The organism is Comamonas sp. F1-6 (assembly GCF_039581415.1).
GTDB lineage: Bacteria > Pseudomonadota > Gammaproteobacteria > Burkholderiales > Burkholderiaceae_C > Comamonas > Comamonas thiooxydans.
On sequence record NZ_JBCPWN010000016.1, the window covers coordinates 102,119 to 116,471 of the forward strand.

Annotated in this window: 15 protein-coding genes; 12 read left to right on the plus strand and 3 right to left on the minus strand. The window is 60.8% G+C overall.

All coding sequences use genetic code 11. From position 1 onward, the window contains the following. Window positions 1-138 precede the first annotated feature (138 nt). From AAIL66_RS16575 to AAIL66_RS16585, 3 genes are all read left to right on the plus strand, one after another. The gene (locus AAIL66_RS16575) at window positions 139-1,332 is read left to right on the plus strand and encodes a phosphoglycerate kinase (protein ID WP_343497250.1); all 1,194 of its coding nucleotides are present in this window, start codon (window positions 139-141) and stop codon (window positions 1,330-1,332) included. Window positions 1,333-1,627: 295 nt separating this feature from the next. Next, window positions 1,628-2,107 carry a cyclic nucleotide-binding domain-containing protein gene (locus tag AAIL66_RS16580; RefSeq protein WP_034347941.1) on the plus strand — a complete coding sequence of 160 codons (480 nt, stop codon included), beginning with the start codon at window positions 1,628-1,630 and terminating at the stop codon, window positions 2,105-2,107. A 142-nt stretch (window positions 2,108-2,249) separates the two neighbouring features. Beyond that, window positions 2,250-2,915: a hypothetical protein gene (locus AAIL66_RS16585; protein ID WP_343497251.1), complete on the plus strand. Its 666-nt coding sequence runs from the start codon at window positions 2,250-2,252 to the stop codon at window positions 2,913-2,915. Window positions 2,916-2,937: 22 nt separating this feature from the next. On the opposite strand, the gene AAIL66_RS16590 is transcribed toward AAIL66_RS16585, so the two are convergent. After that, the gene (locus AAIL66_RS16590) at window positions 2,938-3,495 is read right to left on the minus strand and encodes an adenine phosphoribosyltransferase (RefSeq protein WP_003066840.1); all 558 of its coding nucleotides are present in this window, start codon (window positions 3,493-3,495) and stop codon (window positions 2,938-2,940) included. 111 nt (window positions 3,496-3,606) lie between these two features. Here AAIL66_RS16590 and AAIL66_RS16595 point away from each other — a divergent pair, with 111 nt between their 5' ends. The 4 genes from AAIL66_RS16595 to AAIL66_RS16610 are packed head-to-tail and all read left to right on the plus strand — an operon-like array spanning window position 3,607 to window position 6,580. Beyond that, window positions 3,607-4,608, plus strand: coding sequence for a KpsF/GutQ family sugar-phosphate isomerase (locus AAIL66_RS16595; RefSeq protein ID WP_343497252.1), 1,002 nt, complete (start codon window positions 3,607-3,609; stop codon window positions 4,606-4,608). Next, on the plus strand, window positions 4,608-5,168 hold the full coding sequence (locus AAIL66_RS16600; RefSeq protein ID WP_034350998.1) for an HAD hydrolase family protein: 561 nt from the start codon (window positions 4,608-4,610) through the stop codon (window positions 5,166-5,168). Before AAIL66_RS16595 ends, AAIL66_RS16600 begins: the two co-directional genes overlap by 1 nt. Beyond that, window positions 5,165-5,785, plus strand: a complete 621-nt coding sequence (gene lptC, locus AAIL66_RS16605; protein WP_034382377.1) for an LPS export ABC transporter periplasmic protein LptC — start codon at window positions 5,165-5,167, stop codon at window positions 5,783-5,785. Before AAIL66_RS16600 ends, lptC begins: the two co-directional genes overlap by 4 nt. A 3-nt stretch (window positions 5,786-5,788) precedes the next feature. After that, window positions 5,789-6,580 (plus strand): SDR family oxidoreductase, encoded by a 792-nt coding sequence (locus AAIL66_RS16610; RefSeq protein WP_343497253.1) that lies wholly within the window; start codon window positions 5,789-5,791, stop codon window positions 6,578-6,580. A gap of 97 nt (window positions 6,581-6,677) precedes the next feature. Here the strand turns inward: AAIL66_RS16610 and AAIL66_RS16615 are convergent, their stop codons facing one another. Both AAIL66_RS16615 and AAIL66_RS16620 read right to left on the minus strand, forming a co-directional pair. Next, window positions 6,678-7,166 carry an RNA-binding protein gene (locus AAIL66_RS16615; protein ID WP_343497254.1) on the minus strand — a complete coding sequence of 163 codons (489 nt, stop codon included), beginning with the start codon at window positions 7,164-7,166 and terminating at the stop codon, window positions 6,678-6,680. 241 nt (window positions 7,167-7,407) lie between these two features. Beyond that, window positions 7,408-7,794, minus strand: a complete 387-nt coding sequence (locus tag AAIL66_RS16620) for an RNA-binding protein (RefSeq protein ID WP_003066853.1) — start codon at window positions 7,792-7,794, stop codon at window positions 7,408-7,410. Window positions 7,795-8,288: 494 nt separating this feature from the next. Here AAIL66_RS16620 and AAIL66_RS16625 point away from each other — a divergent pair, with 494 nt between their 5' ends. The 5 genes from AAIL66_RS16625 (at window position 8,289) to AAIL66_RS16645 (ending at window position 14,257) form a co-directional block, all read left to right on the plus strand. Continuing rightward, window positions 8,289-8,858 (plus strand): TMEM165/GDT1 family protein, encoded by a 570-nt coding sequence (locus AAIL66_RS16625; RefSeq protein ID WP_003066856.1) that lies wholly within the window; start codon window positions 8,289-8,291, stop codon window positions 8,856-8,858. 217 nt (window positions 8,859-9,075) lie between these two features. Beyond that, window positions 9,076-10,284: a homoserine O-acetyltransferase gene (locus AAIL66_RS16630; RefSeq protein ID WP_034406523.1), complete on the plus strand. Its 1,209-nt coding sequence runs from the start codon at window positions 9,076-9,078 to the stop codon at window positions 10,282-10,284. Continuing rightward, window positions 10,281-10,865 carry a methionine biosynthesis protein MetW gene (metW, locus tag AAIL66_RS16635; protein WP_343497255.1) on the plus strand — a complete coding sequence of 195 codons (585 nt, stop codon included), beginning with the start codon at window positions 10,281-10,283 and terminating at the stop codon, window positions 10,863-10,865. The genes AAIL66_RS16630 and metW overlap by 4 nt, the downstream gene beginning before the upstream one ends. Before the next feature lie 302 nt (window positions 10,866-11,167). Beyond that, window positions 11,168-12,652, plus strand: coding sequence for a methyl-accepting chemotaxis protein (locus AAIL66_RS16640; RefSeq protein WP_343497263.1), 1,485 nt, complete (start codon window positions 11,168-11,170; stop codon window positions 12,650-12,652). Between the two features lie 111 nt (window positions 12,653-12,763). Beyond that, a complete protein-coding gene (locus AAIL66_RS16645) occupies window positions 12,764-14,257 on the plus strand; it encodes a M20 family metallopeptidase (protein ID WP_034382370.1) in 1,494 nt (497 codons plus the stop codon). The last annotated feature ends 96 nt before the right edge of the window (window positions 14,258-14,353 follow it).

Here is a 14,353-nt window from a genome sequence, read left to right on the forward strand (position 1 = left end):
CGCGCAGGATGCTCCTGTTTTTGAGTCGAGTAAGCGTGTAAAAGCGATGCCTGAAAGTGGCGATCGCCCTAGAATGCAGGCAGATTTTGTGTTTTCCAACCTTTGTATGGGCGACTTTCGGAGTCGCTTTTTTGCTGCATGAACATCATCCGCTTCTCCGATCTGTGCGCCCAGGGCAAGGCCCAAGGTCAACGTGTTTTCATCCGTGCCGACCTGAACGTACCCCTGAACGACGCTGGTGAAATCACCGAAGACACGCGTGTGCGCGCTTCCGTGCCTGCGATTGAAATGGCTTTGAAGGCCGGCGCTGCCGTGATGGTCACCAGCCACCTGGGCCGCCCCACCGAAGGTGAATTCAAGCCCCAGGACTCGCTGGCTCCCGTGGCCAAGCGCCTGTCCGAGCTGCTGGGCCGCGATGTGCCCCTGGTCGCCAACTGGGTGGACGGCGTGCAGATTGCTCCCGGCCAGGTCGTGCTGCTGGAGAACTGCCGTGTCAACGTGGGTGAAAAGAAGAACAAGCCCGAGTTGGCCCAGAAGCTGGCCAAGCTCTGCGACATCTTTGTGAACGATGCCTTCGGCACCGCTCACCGTGCCGAAGGCACGACCTACGGCATCGCCGAATACGCCCCCATCGCCTGTGCCGGCCCGCTGCTGTCGGCCGAGATCGACGCGCTGAACAAGGCCTTGGCCGCGCCTGCACGTCCTCTGGCCGCCATCGTGGCAGGCTCCAAGGTGTCCACCAAGCTGACCATCCTCAAGAGCCTGGCCGACAAGGTGGACCAGCTCATCGTGGGCGGCGGCATTGCCAACACCTTCATGCTGGCTGCCGGTCTGAAGATCGGCAAGAGCCTGGCCGAGCCCGATCTGGTGGCCGATGCCAAGGCCGTGATCGACGCCATGGCTGCCCGTGGCGCCAATGTGCCCGTGCCCACCGATGTGGTCACTGCCAAGACCTTTGCTGCCGATGCCGTGGCCACCGTCAAGAAGGCCTCCGAAGTGGCCGACGACGACATGATTCTGGACATCGGCCCGGAAACCGCAGCCCTGCTGGCCGAGCAGCTCAAAAAGGCTGGCACCATCGTCTGGAACGGCCCCGTGGGCGTGTTCGAGTTCGACCAGTTTGCCATTGGCACCAAGGTCATCGCCCAGGCGATTGCCGAGTCACCCGCCTTCAGCATTGCCGGCGGTGGCGACACCCTGGCCGCCATTGCCAAGTACGGCATTGAAAAGGACGTGGGCTACATCTCCACCGGCGGCGGTGCCTTCCTGGAAGTGCTGGAGGGCAAGAAGCTGCCTGCCTTCGAGATCCTGGAAAAGCGCGCCAACGGCTGATTTCCTTGAAAAATGTCGCTAGCCCAACTGGGAAGAGCGATATAAGCTATCAAAGAAGGATCGAATCATCGATCCTTTTTTGTTTTGACGCGGATGAAGATGCAGACACTCTGGGGAAGTAAAAGCAACTCCGCACCGCAAGTGATTGGCGGGACTGTCAGAGTCGCTTAGCATTCAGCCTGCGTTGATGGTGAGCCATGGCGCGCTATGAATTTCTTTTACCCTGAGCGGCCGGGATGCGTATCCGGATTTGTCCACCGGATGGCATGCGGCGTTCGCGTTCCACCCACTGCTTATGTTCGCTTCAACACCTCAGGATTTGTCGGCGCTGATCCAGGCGATGACGACCTCGGTTGCCACCGATACCGCTCAAAACGTGCTCAGTGCCGCTCAATGGGAGTTGCTGGCGCCGTATCTGCAGCCGATCAATCTGGCGGCCAGCGAGGTGTTGTTTGCCGAAGGGGCGCTGGATCGCAATCTGTATCTGGTGGAGTACGGCTCGCTGAGCGTGCATTACCAGGATTCGAAGGAAAGAATCCGCCTGGCTTTGGTGGGGCCGGGGGCGATTGTGGGGGAAGGAGCCTTCTTCGCCCATAGACCACGCAAGGCCACGGTTCAGGCCGCAGCGCCCAGCCGTCTATGGTGTCTGACAGCGCTGCGTTATTCCGAAATTGCCAACCGTCAGCCTGCTCTGGCCCTGGCGCTGCTGACCATGGCAGGTCAGGTGCTGGCCCGCCGTGCAGGGGACAGTCGTCGCCGGGTGGCCAGCACCTGAGTGAAGATTTTTTGTATTTCGACCGGGCTGGGCGCTTGATCCACGTCGGACAAAGGCTAATATTTCGGTAAATGTCACGAGCTGCTCCAGACCTGGAGGCAGAATGTGTCTCGTTGTAAATCCTGCTTGTTCGAGTGTGCTCATGTCCCTGTTCCGATGGTTTTCTCGCGGGCCTCGCCGAGAAGGTAGCACGCAAGCACCGCACCACGAGGATGATCCAGTAGCGCGTCAGTCGCAGCGCCGTGAGCGCTCCGCCAGACGCGAGCAGCTGTACGTCATAGTGCGCGAAGCCATGGTCAGGGTCGGTATTCTTTCGGCCGGATACAAGTTCAAGGTGCTCTCGCTGGACAACGTCGGCCAGCGCTTTGTCGTGATGGTGGATCTGGCTCCTGCATACGCTGCGGATGCTCTGCAGCAAAGGCGTATCGAGGCATTGATTGCCGAGCTCGCCAGAACCCGCATGGATGCTGGGGTTCACGCTGTTTACTGGCGCGTGAACGGGCAGCTTCAAAGCGCTGCTAGCCCTGATTTTGCGCAGACGCAGTTTGACGGGGCCGTACCCCCGATGAAGGCGCCACGCCATGCTCCGGTTGCGGCACATTCAGGCCGCTCTTTCGAGCCCATTGACGCGCAGGAAATGGATGCGTTCAAGCAGGCGGTGGCCATGGCTGCTGCATCGCCTGCGAGTGTTCGCCCATCACGCCAGGCGCCATTGCTGGGCCCTGGCTCTGGCCATGAGGAAGGCGGCGAATTTGCCGTGTCCGGACTGGGCTCTCTGGGCGCGACGCAGTACGGAGAGCTGCGCTGATCCAGGGCTGTTGCGGGGCTGCTCAGTGCCCGGCAAAGTCAACCAGAGTGAACAGGGGCAGGCCGCTGTCCTTGAGGTGCTTGGAGCCGCCCAGTTCCGGCAGATCCACAATCGCTGCGCCTTCCACCACGGTAGCCCCCAGCTTTTCCAGCAGTTTCTTGCCGGCCATCATGGTGCCGCCGGTGGCGATCAAATCGTCGATCAGCAACACGCGGTCGCCGGACTTGACGGCATCGGTGTGCAGCTCCACGGTAGCGCTGCCGTATTCGAGCTCATAGGTTTCCTCCACCGTGGTGAAGGGCAGTTTGCCTTTTTTGCGGATGGGCACAAAGCCGACGTTGAGCTCGTGGGCGATCACGGCACCCAGAATAAATCCGCGCGCATCCAGGCCGGCAACCACGTCGGGGCGCAGCTTGGGGTCCATGTAACGATGAACAAAGGCATCGGTCATGATGCGAAAAACCTTGGGGTCCTGCAGCAGGGGCGTGATGTCACGGAATTGCACGCCCGGCGCAGGCCAGTCCGGCACGGTGCGGATATGGTCACGCAGATAGTCGTTGACGCTGGTGGAAGTTTGCATGTGGCCGCCTGAGTTCTTGAATGCTCGCCAGTGTATGGGCTCGGGCCTGAAATGCGGGCCAAAGGGGTGTTGCCCGCTGCCCGGCAAGCATGGGCTGGCTAAAATCCGGGCATGAATTCTGATGCTGCCAATTCGCGTCTGATCGACGCACCGCGAGCTTTGAACCTGGCCCGTGAGGCCCTGGATATAGAGGCCGCTGCCTTGCGTGCGATGTCGGTGCGCCTCAATGGCGCATTCACGGCGGTGGTTCAGCGCATTCTGCAGCTGCCAGGCCGTGTGGTGGTCATGGGCATGGGTAAAAGCGGGCATGTGGGCCGGAAGGTGGCTGCGACGCTCGCGTCCACAGGGACCCCTTCCTTTTTCGTGCACCCCGCAGAAGCCAGTCATGGTGACCTGGGCATGCTGACACAGGACGATCTGGTGCTGGCCCTGTCCAATAGCGGCGAGACCGATGAGCTGACGGGCGTGTTGCCCGCCATCAAGCGCATGGGCGTGCCCCTGGTGGCCGTGACCGGCGGTCTGCAATCGACACTGGCCAAGCATGCAGACTGGGTGCTGGACACCCATGTCGACAAGGAAGCTTGTCCCTTGAACCTGGCTCCCACTGCCAGCACCACGGCTCAGCTGGCCATGGGAGATGCGCTGGCCGTGGCCTTGCTCGATGCCCGGGGCTTTGGTGCCGAGGATTTTGCGCGCTCACACCCCGGAGGAGCATTGGGACGACGACTGCTGACCCATGTGCGCGATGTGATGCGTCGTGGTGTCGATGTGCCCCAGGTTGCCCAGGATGTGAGCAGCGTGGACCTGATGCGCGAAATGAGTGCCAAGGGCCTGGGCTGCTCCGCCGTGGTCAACGCATCCGGTGAGCTGGTGGGGATCTTTACCGATGGTGATTTGCGCCGCTGTGTGGAAGCCGGCGTGGATCTGCGCAGCCGCACGGCGCAGGACATCATGCATGCCAGGCCTCTGACGATCAAGCCCGATCTGCTGGCGGTGGCTGCGGCACGCATGATGGAAGAACATGGCATTACCGCAGTGCTGGTGGCCGATGACAATCAGCGCCTGCAGGGTGTGGTGCATATTCGCGATCTGATGCGTGCCAAGGTGATTTGATGAACCGACCTGCTCTGACACCCCGTCAGCAATGGGACCCACAGCTGTTGCTCAAGGCCCAGGGAATTCGTGTGGCCTTCTTCGATGTGGATGGCGTCCTGACCGACGGCGGCCTTTACTTCTCGGGTGAGGGTGAGGTCCTCAAGCGCTTCCATACGCTGGATGGTCATGGCCTGAAAATGTTGCAAAAGGCCGGCATCACGCCGGCCGTGGTGACGGGGCGAGATTCTGCGCCGCTGCGTTTGCGCTTGAAGCAACTGGGCATTGAACATGCGCGCTTTGGCACGGAGGACAAAGTGCCGGCTGCCGAGTCCATCCTGGCTGAACTGGGTCTGCAATGGCCGCAGGCCGCCGCCATGGGGGACGACTGGCCCGATCTTCCCGTCATGCGTCGCAGCCACTTTTCCTGCGCACCCGCCAATGCCCATGACGAGGCATCGCATGTGGCGGACTGGGTTAGTGCCAAGAATGGCGGAGAGGGGGCGGTGCGGCAGTTCTGCGATCTGCTGCTGGCCGCCAATGGTGCTTATGCGGCGCTGCTTTCGGGGTATGGCTCATGAGCGGGCAATGGCGCCGTGTGGGCGACAAGGCCTCGATGTACCTCCCCGTGCTCATCATGGGCCTGCTGGCGCTGGGCACCTGGTGGCTGGTGCGCAATGCTCCCAAGCCGATTGTCAGTGGCGCGGAGAAGTCCGTGCGGCACGATCCAGACTATTTCCTCAAAGACTTCGTCATCAAGAATTTCGAAGCATCGGGCCGCCTCAAAAATCGCCTGAATGGCGCGACAGGTGAGCACTTTCCCGATACCGATACGCTGGAAGTCTACGACGCACGCATGCTGAGCTTCACGCCTGATGGACGCAAGACCGTGGGCAGCTCCAACCGGGCATTGAGCAATGGCGACGGCTCGGAAATCCAGATGTTCGGCCAGGCCGTCATTCAGCGCGAGCCGGTGCCTGCAACTGCAACCCAGAAGGCCTTGCCTGCCATGCGGCTGGAGAGCGAGTTCCTGCAAATCTGGCCCAATGACGAGCGCGTCAGCACCAACAAAGCGGTGGTCATGACCCGTGGCAATGACAGATTTACGGGTGACAGCATGCAGTATGCGCACCTTGATCAGATTCTGCAGATGCAGGGGCGGGTCAAGGGTGTCATCCTGCCCAACCAAAAGCCGTAAATCATGGCAGGGCATGGGGCCGGACTCGTCTATATCACCGGTGCTTCCAGCGGCATTGGGCAGGCCCTGGCCTGGTACTACTATCAGCGTGGCTGGTCGATCGCATTGGTGGCAAGACGCACCGTGCTCATGGAGCAATGGGCGCAGTCCATGCGAATGGATGCATCCCGCTACGCCGTTTATGGTGCGGATGTCACGAATATAGCAAGTGCTTGCAGTGCTGCGAATGCCTGTCTTGAGCGCCAGGGTCTGCCTGATGTTGTTATTGCCAACGCGGGTGTCAGCTGGGGTGTGGATACCGCCTTGCGCGAGGATCTTGAGGTCATGCAGCAGGTGCTGGCCAGCAACACAATGGGGCTGGCTGCAAGCTTCCAGCCGTTCATTGCACCCATGGTGCGACGCGGCTCCGGGCGTCTGGTGGGTATTTGCAGTGTGGCTGGTATTCGCGGTTTGCCTGGCCATGCCGCATATTCGGCCAGTAAAGCGGCAGCCATTGCTTACTGTGAGAGTCTGCGTGTTGAGTTGCAGAAATCCGGGGTCTCTGTGACCAGTTTATTGCCTGGCTATGTGGACACTCCGTTGACGAAAAATAATCCGTATTCCATGCCTTTTCTGCTCTCGCCCGAGGAGTTCGCAAGGCGTGCCTTTCGTGTTATCGAGTGCAAAGCCAGATATGCGATTATTCCCTGGCAGATGAGGATTGTCGGCGGCGTAATGCGGGTGTTGCCCGCTTATCTGTGGGATAGATTGACTCTGGGGAAAACCAGAAAGCCCCGGCATCTAAAAAAGGATTGAGTGGAAGACATTGGGAAAATGACTATGCATTTGAATGTCTTCAAAAATAAATAAAGGCACGCTATCGTGCCTTTATTGTTGAGCTGTTAAAAGAAGCTCATTCGCCGTGGTTATTGCCACCACCGTAGCCGCCGCGACCACCGTGGCGTGGGCCTGAGCCATAGGGGCTGCGGAAGCCACCTTCGCCGCGACCACCACCGCCATAGCCGCCGCCATCACCGCGACCATAGCCACCACCTTCACTGCGGCTACCGTAACCGCCATCGCGATTACCGCCGCCAAAACCGCCTTCACTGCGGAAGCCGCCTCCATAACCGCCGGAGCGAGGGGGGCGGGGTTCCATAGGGCGTGCCTCATTCACGACGAGGCTGCGACCCCCGAGGGGCTGACCATTCATGCCTTGAATGGCGGCTTGTGCTTCTGCTTCGCTGGCCATTTCCACAAAACCAAAGCCTTTGGAGCGGCCGGTGTCTCGTTCCATCATGACGCGTGCACTTGCTACGGCTCCAAACTGGCTGAACGCCTGCTCAAGATCGTTGTCACGCACACCATAAGGAAGGTTGCCGACATACAGCTTATTGCCCATTAATAACTCCTAGCTCCTCAATGCTTCAATGGCGCGATCGAGTTCAGGACGTCCACTGCATATCCATGGGAAAACATGCAAAAAATCCTGAACACTTATTCGCTTGTGAACGGGAAATGCCCGAGAAAGGAATTATGACGGAGAACAATGAAAAAAATAAATGCTCGAAAACCGCATTGCTAACGTTTAGCAACAAAAAAAGGATCCGAAGATCCTTTTTTTTGTTATTGGCAATAACTGATTAGTAGCTATTGCGACGGCCGTAGCCGCCGTCGCCACGGCCACCGCCGAAGCCGCCGTCACCACGGCCACCGCCAAAACCACCTTCACGACCGCCGCCGAAGCCGCCGCCGAAGCCGCCGGAGCGGGGAGGACGAGGCTCCATGGGGCGTGCTTCGTTCACGACCAGATCACGGCCGCCACGGTTTTGGCCGTGCAGGCCTTGGATAGCGGCTTGTGCTTCGGCATCGCTGCCCATTTCCACAAAGCCAAAGCCCTTGGAACGGCCGGTGTCGCGCTCCATCATCACCTTGGCGCTGTTCACAGTGCCGAATTCGCTGAAGCTGTCTTGCAGATCTTGGTCGCGGAAGGAATAAGGCAGATTGCCTACGTAAAGCTTGTTGCCCATGCTGGACTCCTGAAAAAACTTGAAAACGCGATGGAGCCCTAGGGAGTCAGCCTTGGATGACAACATTAGAGACGCTAACGCACTTGCCCCATCCAGAAATTGCTTTCCAGACAAAGACTCAAGCATTATGAGTCACAAGAGAAGCCGTAGTATTACGAAAAGATCAAATTTCGTGCTTGTAACAACATTGTCCTGATGGGAGTTACCCTGAAATACAAAATTTTGAATATCCAAATACGCAGATGTCTTACAGGGTTAAGCATGTAGAATGACGGCTACTTTCTTTGGGGAGTAGGCCGTTCGGCAGCCGTCTGCCGGATGCATGCGTCAACAGACTTGGGTCCTCGTGACCTATGGCGCATGCGGTACCGCGTGCAATGCGTGGTGCGACCGGCCGAGACCATTGATTACGTACCGAGAAAACCTATGAAGAGATAGGCCGGAGTCGGTGCGTGATCAATGCGTTCTGGCAACTCCGGCCGTCTATCCCCATCATGGAAGCCTTTCTCATATCCACCTCCATCGTCGCCCTGGCCGAGATGGGGGACAAGACCCAACTGCTGTCATTGGTACTGGCAGCCAAGTTCCGCAAGCCACTGCCCATCGTGGCCGGCATTTTTGCCGCGACGCTGGTCAACCATGCTCTGGCCGGCGCCGTGGGCAACTGGATCACCACGATGCTAGGTCCCGATGTGCTGCGCTGGATCTTGGGGGTTTCATTCATCCTCATGGCGGGCTGGATGCTGATTCCCGACAAGTTAGACGATGACGATACCGGCAATGGCGCCGGGCGTTGGGGTGTCTTCGGTACGACGCTGATGCTGTTCTTCCTGGCCGAGATGGGGGACAAGACCCAACTGGCCACGGTGGGCCTGGCCGCCAAGTACCCTCTGTCGTATTACTGGGTGGTGGCTGGCACCACGCTGGGCATGATGCTGGCCAATGCACCGGTGGTGTGGTTTGGCGAGAAGATCACCAAGAAGCTGCCGATCAAGACGATTCACCGTGTGTGCGCCGTGATCTTCCTGGTGCTGGGTGTGGCGGCGCTCCTGACCAAAGTGTGAAGCTACCAAAAGCATAGCTATTTGCACAAGCCTAAAAAGGCTTGGACAGCTTTGACAGTCTGCTTTTGAGTTCGGTGCAATGAATGCAGTACACTGCACTTTTCACGCGCCGATTTGCCAAAGCTTGCGGGCGCTTTATAAATCCAGCTAAAGACCCGTCCGCGAAGTGACAGTACACCGACCCGGCCTCGTTTTTAGCGATGCCGGGTTTTTTCATATGTCCTTCATCGCGACACCTCAGTTCATGCATTTTGATGAGCCGCTGCCCTTGCAGAGCGGTGGTTCCATCGCCGATTACGACCTTGCCTTCGAGACCTATGGCCAGCTCAATGCCGACAAGAGCAATGCCATCGTGGTCTGTCATGCGCTCAATGCCTCCCACCATGTAGCTGGCAGCTACGAGGGGCAGTCCAAGAGCGAAGGCTGGTGGGACAACATGATCGGCCCGGGCAAGCCCGTCGATACCGACAAGTTCTTTGTCATCGGCATCAACAATCTGGGCTCCTGCTTCGGCTCTACCGGCCCCATGCACACCAACTCGGCCACGGGCAAGCCCTATGGTGCGGATTTTCCCGTGGTGACGGTGGAGGACTGGGTGGATGCGCAGGCACGTTTGCTGGACCGCCTGGGCATAGGCAAGCTCGCCGCCGTGCTGGGCGGCAGCCTGGGCGGCATGCAGGCCCTGTCCTGGTCGCTGCGCTATCCCGAGCGCATGCGCCACGCCGTGGTGGTGGCCAGTGCGCCGAATCTGAACGCCGAGAACATTGCCTTCAACGAGGTGGCGCGTCGCGCCATCGTCACCGACCCGGATTTCAACGGCGGCCATTTCTACGAGCATGGCGTGGTGCCCGCGCGCGGCCTGCGCATCGCGCGCATGATCGGTCACATCACTTATCTCAGCGATGACGTGATGAACCAGAAGTTCGGCCGCAGTCTGAGGGCCCCCGCATTCCTCGCTGAGGGGGCTGACCCGACTCGGGGCGGCCCGGCGCCGGATCGGCGCGATTATCTGTACAGCACCCAGGATGTGGAGTTCCAGATCGAGAGCTATCTGCGCTACCAGGGCGAGAAGTTCAGCGGCTACTTTGACGCCAACACCTATCTGCTCATCACGCGCGCACTGGACTATTTCGATCCGGCGCGCTCCCATGACGGCGATCTGACCCGGGCGCTGGCCGTGGCCAAGGCCCGGTTTCTGCTCGTGAGCTTCACGACGGACTGGCGCTTCGCTCCGGCGCGCAGCCGAGAGATCGTCAAGTCGCTGCTGGAGAACAACCGCGACGTCAGCTATGCCGAGATCGACGCCCCCCATGGTCATGATGCGTTTTTGCTTGATGACCCACGCTATATGGGCGTGATGCGCTCCTATTTTGAAGGCATTGCCAAAGAACTGAACACCGCCGAACGCGCAGGAGAAGCCGCATGACCGAGTTGACCACCATGAACGCCATTGCCCAGCTGGTGCCGGAGGGCGCACGCGTGCTGGACCTGGGTTGTGGCGACGGAGCGCTGCTCGAGCATCTGGTGCGCGAGCGCGGCTGTACGGGCTATGGCGTGGAACTGGACGACTCCAATGTGCTGGCCTGCACGCGCCGCGGCGTGAACGTGCTGCAGCTCAATCTGGAGGACGGCCTGGCCATCTTCGGCGACAACAGCTTCGATGTGGTGCTGCAGATCGACACGCTGCAGCATTTGCGCAATGCCGAGGTGATGTTGCAGGAGACGGCCCGCATCGGCAAGCAAGGCGTGGTTGCCTTTCCCAACTTTGCACATTGGCAAAATCGCTTCTCCGTGCTGCGCGGGCGCATGCCGGTCACGCGTCGCCTGCCTTACCAGTGGTATGACACGCCGAATATCCGGGTGGGCACCTACAAGGACTTCGAGGTGCTGGCCACCAAGAACCGCCTGCGCATTCGCGACTCCTTCGGTCTGCAAAACGGTCAGGTGGTGAGGAGCTTGCCCAATCTGTTGGCGACAACGGCGGTGTTCCACTTCGAGCATGCCTGATTGCTGCTCTTGAAACAGTAGCTAATTGCGGTTCATTGGCAATGAATCTGGTATCGATTCACATCGAATTCTTTGTCTGACAAGAGCCGGAAGCTCTTAAATCTGAGAGGGTTGCACTCCTGCGGCAAGGCGGGGTGCTGCCGCCGCCGTAATGCAAAAATGTAAGCATTTGATTCATAATCAACTGCTTATTTCTTTTTGATCTGAATCAATGCACCGACGCTTCGGCCGGTGCGCGCCTTGCCATGCGTTTTAGTTCCCGTCTCATTTTTTGCTCGGCTGCGCCTGCAGCCTTGTTTGTTTTGGCGCTGCTCAGCAGCCAGTGGGGACTGACCCGCACACAGTCCGATTTCAACGACTACCTGAGGAACAACCAAGCCGTGGTGGCGCAGTTGCAGGAGCTGTATGCCCAGGGTCTGCAATCGGGCCAGGCACTGCGCAATATCGTGATGGATCCGTCGGACGGGCAGGCCGTGCAGAACCTGGGCAATGCCCGTCGGGCCTATGACGCCGCCTATGACGATCTGAGCCGGCGCGTGCAGGGCACGGCCATGGAAGTCGCCGTCAAGAGCCTGCAGGCCTTGCGCCAGGCCCAGTCCGAAGCGCAGGACCAGATCGTGACTCTGGCGGCCGAGGACTATGACACCGCCGCCGCCGCGCTCAAGACTCGGGAAACCCCGGCCTGGCGCAAGCTGCGCGAAGCCGTGCTGCAACAGCTCAAGGCGGCCCGCGATGCGGCCGAAGCATCCCATGCAGCCACCCGTGCCAGCGCCCAGCGCATGCAGCTGTGGTCGGGTCTGCTGGCCCTGCTGGCCGTGGTCATCTCGGCCACGCTGCTCTGGGTGATGGTGCGCACGCTGCGCAGCGAGCTGGGCGGAGACCCGGCCGATGCGCGCAAGGCGTTGCGCCGCGTGGCCGATGGCGATCTGACCGATGAGAGCTCGGGCGGCATGGCCCGGGGCCTGATGTCCGATCTGCAAACCATGCGCGGCGCGCTGCGCGAACTGGTCCAGCGCGTGCACGGCGCATCGGTGCAGATGCAGCATGCCTCCAGCGAGATTGCTCAGGGCAATGCCGACCTGTCTGCGCGTACCGAAAGCCAGGCCAGCGCGCTGGAGGAAACGGCGGCCAGCATGGAGCAGCTCAACGCCACCGTGCGCCAGAACGCTGATAGCGCCCAGACGGCCAATCAGTTGGCGCAGAACGCCTCGCAAGTGGCCCGGCAGGGCGGTGCTGTAGTAGCGCGCGTTGTGCAGACCATGCAGGACATCAACACCAGCAGCTCGCGCATTGCCGACATCATCGGCGTCATAGACACCATCGCCTTCCAGACCAATATCCTGGCACTGAACGCGGCCGTGGAGGCTGCACGCGCCGGTGAACAGGGCCGAGGCTTTGCCGTGGTGGCCAGCGAGGTGCGCGCCCTGGCGGGGCGCAGCGCCGATGCGGCCAAGGAAATCAAGACGTTGATCACTGCCAGCGTGGAGCGCGTGGCAGACGGCAGTGCGCTGGCCGACCAGGCAGGTCACACCATGGACGAGATCGTCAGTGCCATTCACCGCGTGACGGACATCATGGGCGAGATCAGCGCAGCGAGTGGCGAGCAGAGCGCAGGCGTGGCCCAGGTCGGCGAGGCTGTCATGCAGATGGACCAGGCCACGCAGCAAAACGCTGCCCTGGTGGAGGAAAGCGCAGCCGCTGCCGAGGGGCTGCGCCAACAGGCAGAAAGCCTGCTGACGGAGGTTTCCCGCTTCCAATTGGAGCGGGGGGCGCTGGCATTGCGCTAAACCCTGCCCGCCATGTCAATGCCTGCGGCGCAGGCACCGGCATTGGCGCACAATCACGGGCATGGCGCGGGCCCGTCATGGCTCGTAGCCCCGTCACTGAAGGAGCCGACCATGAACGCACGTACTCCCACCAATCTGCTGCAGCCACAGGACGCGCTGCAGCACATCACCGAGCAGTGGGACCAGAGCATCGTCCCCGAGCTGACCAACTACATCACCATTCCTGCCAAGTCGCCCATGTTTGCACCCGACTGGGAGCAGCAAGGCCATATCGCCACCGTGCTGCGCAACGCTGCGGCCTGGGTGGAAGCGCAAAAAGTGGCCGGGCTGACCCTGGAGGTGATTCAGCAGCCGGGTCGCACGCCGGTCATCTTCTTCGAGGTGGAAGGTACGGCCGAGAAGGCCTCGACCAGTCCCACGGTGCTGATGTACGGCCACCTCGACAAGCAGCCCGAGTTCGAAGGCTGGCGCAGCGATCTGGGTCCCTGGACGCCCAAGTACGAGGACGGCAAGCTCTACGGGCGTGGCGGCGCCGACGACGGCTATGCGGTCTATGCCAGCGTGGCGGCGATTCAGGAGCTCAAGCGCCAGAACGTGCCTCACCCCCGCATCGTGGCCATCATCGAGACCTGTGAGGAAAGCGGCTCGGCCGATCTGCTGCCCTATGTGGATGCCTTGCGCCCGCGTCTGGGCGATGTGGGCCTGGTGATCTGTCTGGACAGCGGTGCCGGCAACTACGACCAGCTGTGGCTGACCACCAGCCTGCGCGGCATGGCCAGCGGCACGCTCAAGGTGCAGATCCTCACCGAGGGTGTGCACTCGGGCGATGCCTCGGGCGTGGTGCCCTCGTCCTTTCGCATCATGCGCCAGGTGCTGGATCGTCTCGAGGACAGCAAGAACGGCCGCGTGCTGCCGCAGAGCTTTCACTGCGAGGTGCCGGCCGAGCGCATGGCGCAGATCCGCGCCACGGCGGAGATCCTCGGCGAGGACGCTTATGCGCGCTTTCCCTGGGCGCATTACGACTGCGGGGGCTCGGCCCGTGTGTCCCTGCCCACGACCACCGATCCGGTCCAGGCCCTGGTGCGTCGCACCTGGGAACCCACGCTGAGCGTGACCGGTGTGGAGGGCATGCCCAATCTGCAAAATGCCGGCAATGTGCTGCGCCCCTACACGGCCTTCAAGCTCAGCCTGAGGCTGCCGCCGCTGGTCGATGCCGCAGCCTGCGTGCAGGAGATGAAGGCCCTGCTGGAGGACAACGCGCCCTATGAGGCCAGGGTGACCTGGGAAGGCTTGTCCAGCTCCAGCGGCTGGAATGCGCCGGGCATGGACGGCTGGTTCGAGAAGGCGCTCAATGCCGCCAGCCAGGCCCATTTCGGCGCCGGCTGCGGCTATATCGGCCAGGGCGGCACGATTCCGCTGATGAATATGCTGAGCAAGGGCTTTCCCAAAGCGCAGATGATGGTCTGCGGCGTGCTCGGACCCAAGAGCAATGCCCACGGTCCCAACGAGTTCCTCCATGTGCCCTATGCCAAGAAGCTCACGGCTTCGGTGGCCGAGGTGATTGCCGCAATGGCCCGCCATCAGACGGAGCCGGACCAGGCCTGATCGCGGCATTGAAAATAGTCGCTGACGCTTTTCCAGAAAGCGTCGGTAGCTATCCTTTTGGTGGCGATAGTGTTGAATTCCCGGAGGCGGGCCGAG

Coding starts and splice junctions, on each gene's coding strand:
- AAIL66_RS16575 (WP_343497250.1), top strand. CDS start 139: ATGAACATCATCCGCTTCTCCGATCTGTGCGCCCAGGGCAAGGCCCAA.
- AAIL66_RS16580 (WP_034347941.1), top strand. CDS start 1,628: ATGTTCGCTTCAACACCTCAGGATTTGTCGGCGCTGATCCAGGCGATG.
- AAIL66_RS16585 (WP_343497251.1), top strand. CDS start 2,250: ATGTCCCTGTTCCGATGGTTTTCTCGCGGGCCTCGCCGAGAAGGTAGC.
- AAIL66_RS16590 (WP_003066840.1), bottom strand. CDS start 3,495: ATGCAAACTTCCACCAGCGTCAACGACTATCTGCGTGACCATATCCGC.
- AAIL66_RS16595 (WP_343497252.1), top strand. CDS start 3,607: ATGAATTCTGATGCTGCCAATTCGCGTCTGATCGACGCACCGCGAGCT.
- AAIL66_RS16600 (WP_034350998.1), top strand. CDS start 4,608: ATGAACCGACCTGCTCTGACACCCCGTCAGCAATGGGACCCACAGCTG.
- lptC (WP_034382377.1), top strand. CDS start 5,165: ATGAGCGGGCAATGGCGCCGTGTGGGCGACAAGGCCTCGATGTACCTC.
- AAIL66_RS16610 (WP_343497253.1), top strand. CDS start 5,789: ATGGCAGGGCATGGGGCCGGACTCGTCTATATCACCGGTGCTTCCAGC.
- AAIL66_RS16615 (WP_343497254.1), bottom strand. CDS start 7,166: ATGGGCAATAAGCTGTATGTCGGCAACCTTCCTTATGGTGTGCGTGAC.
- AAIL66_RS16620 (WP_003066853.1), bottom strand. CDS start 7,794: ATGGGCAACAAGCTTTACGTAGGCAATCTGCCTTATTCCTTCCGCGAC.
- AAIL66_RS16625 (WP_003066856.1), top strand. CDS start 8,289: ATGGAAGCCTTTCTCATATCCACCTCCATCGTCGCCCTGGCCGAGATG.
- AAIL66_RS16630 (WP_034406523.1), top strand. CDS start 9,076: ATGTCCTTCATCGCGACACCTCAGTTCATGCATTTTGATGAGCCGCTG.
- metW (WP_343497255.1), top strand. CDS start 10,281: ATGACCGAGTTGACCACCATGAACGCCATTGCCCAGCTGGTGCCGGAG.
- AAIL66_RS16645 (WP_034382370.1), top strand. CDS start 12,764: ATGAACGCACGTACTCCCACCAATCTGCTGCAGCCACAGGACGCGCTG.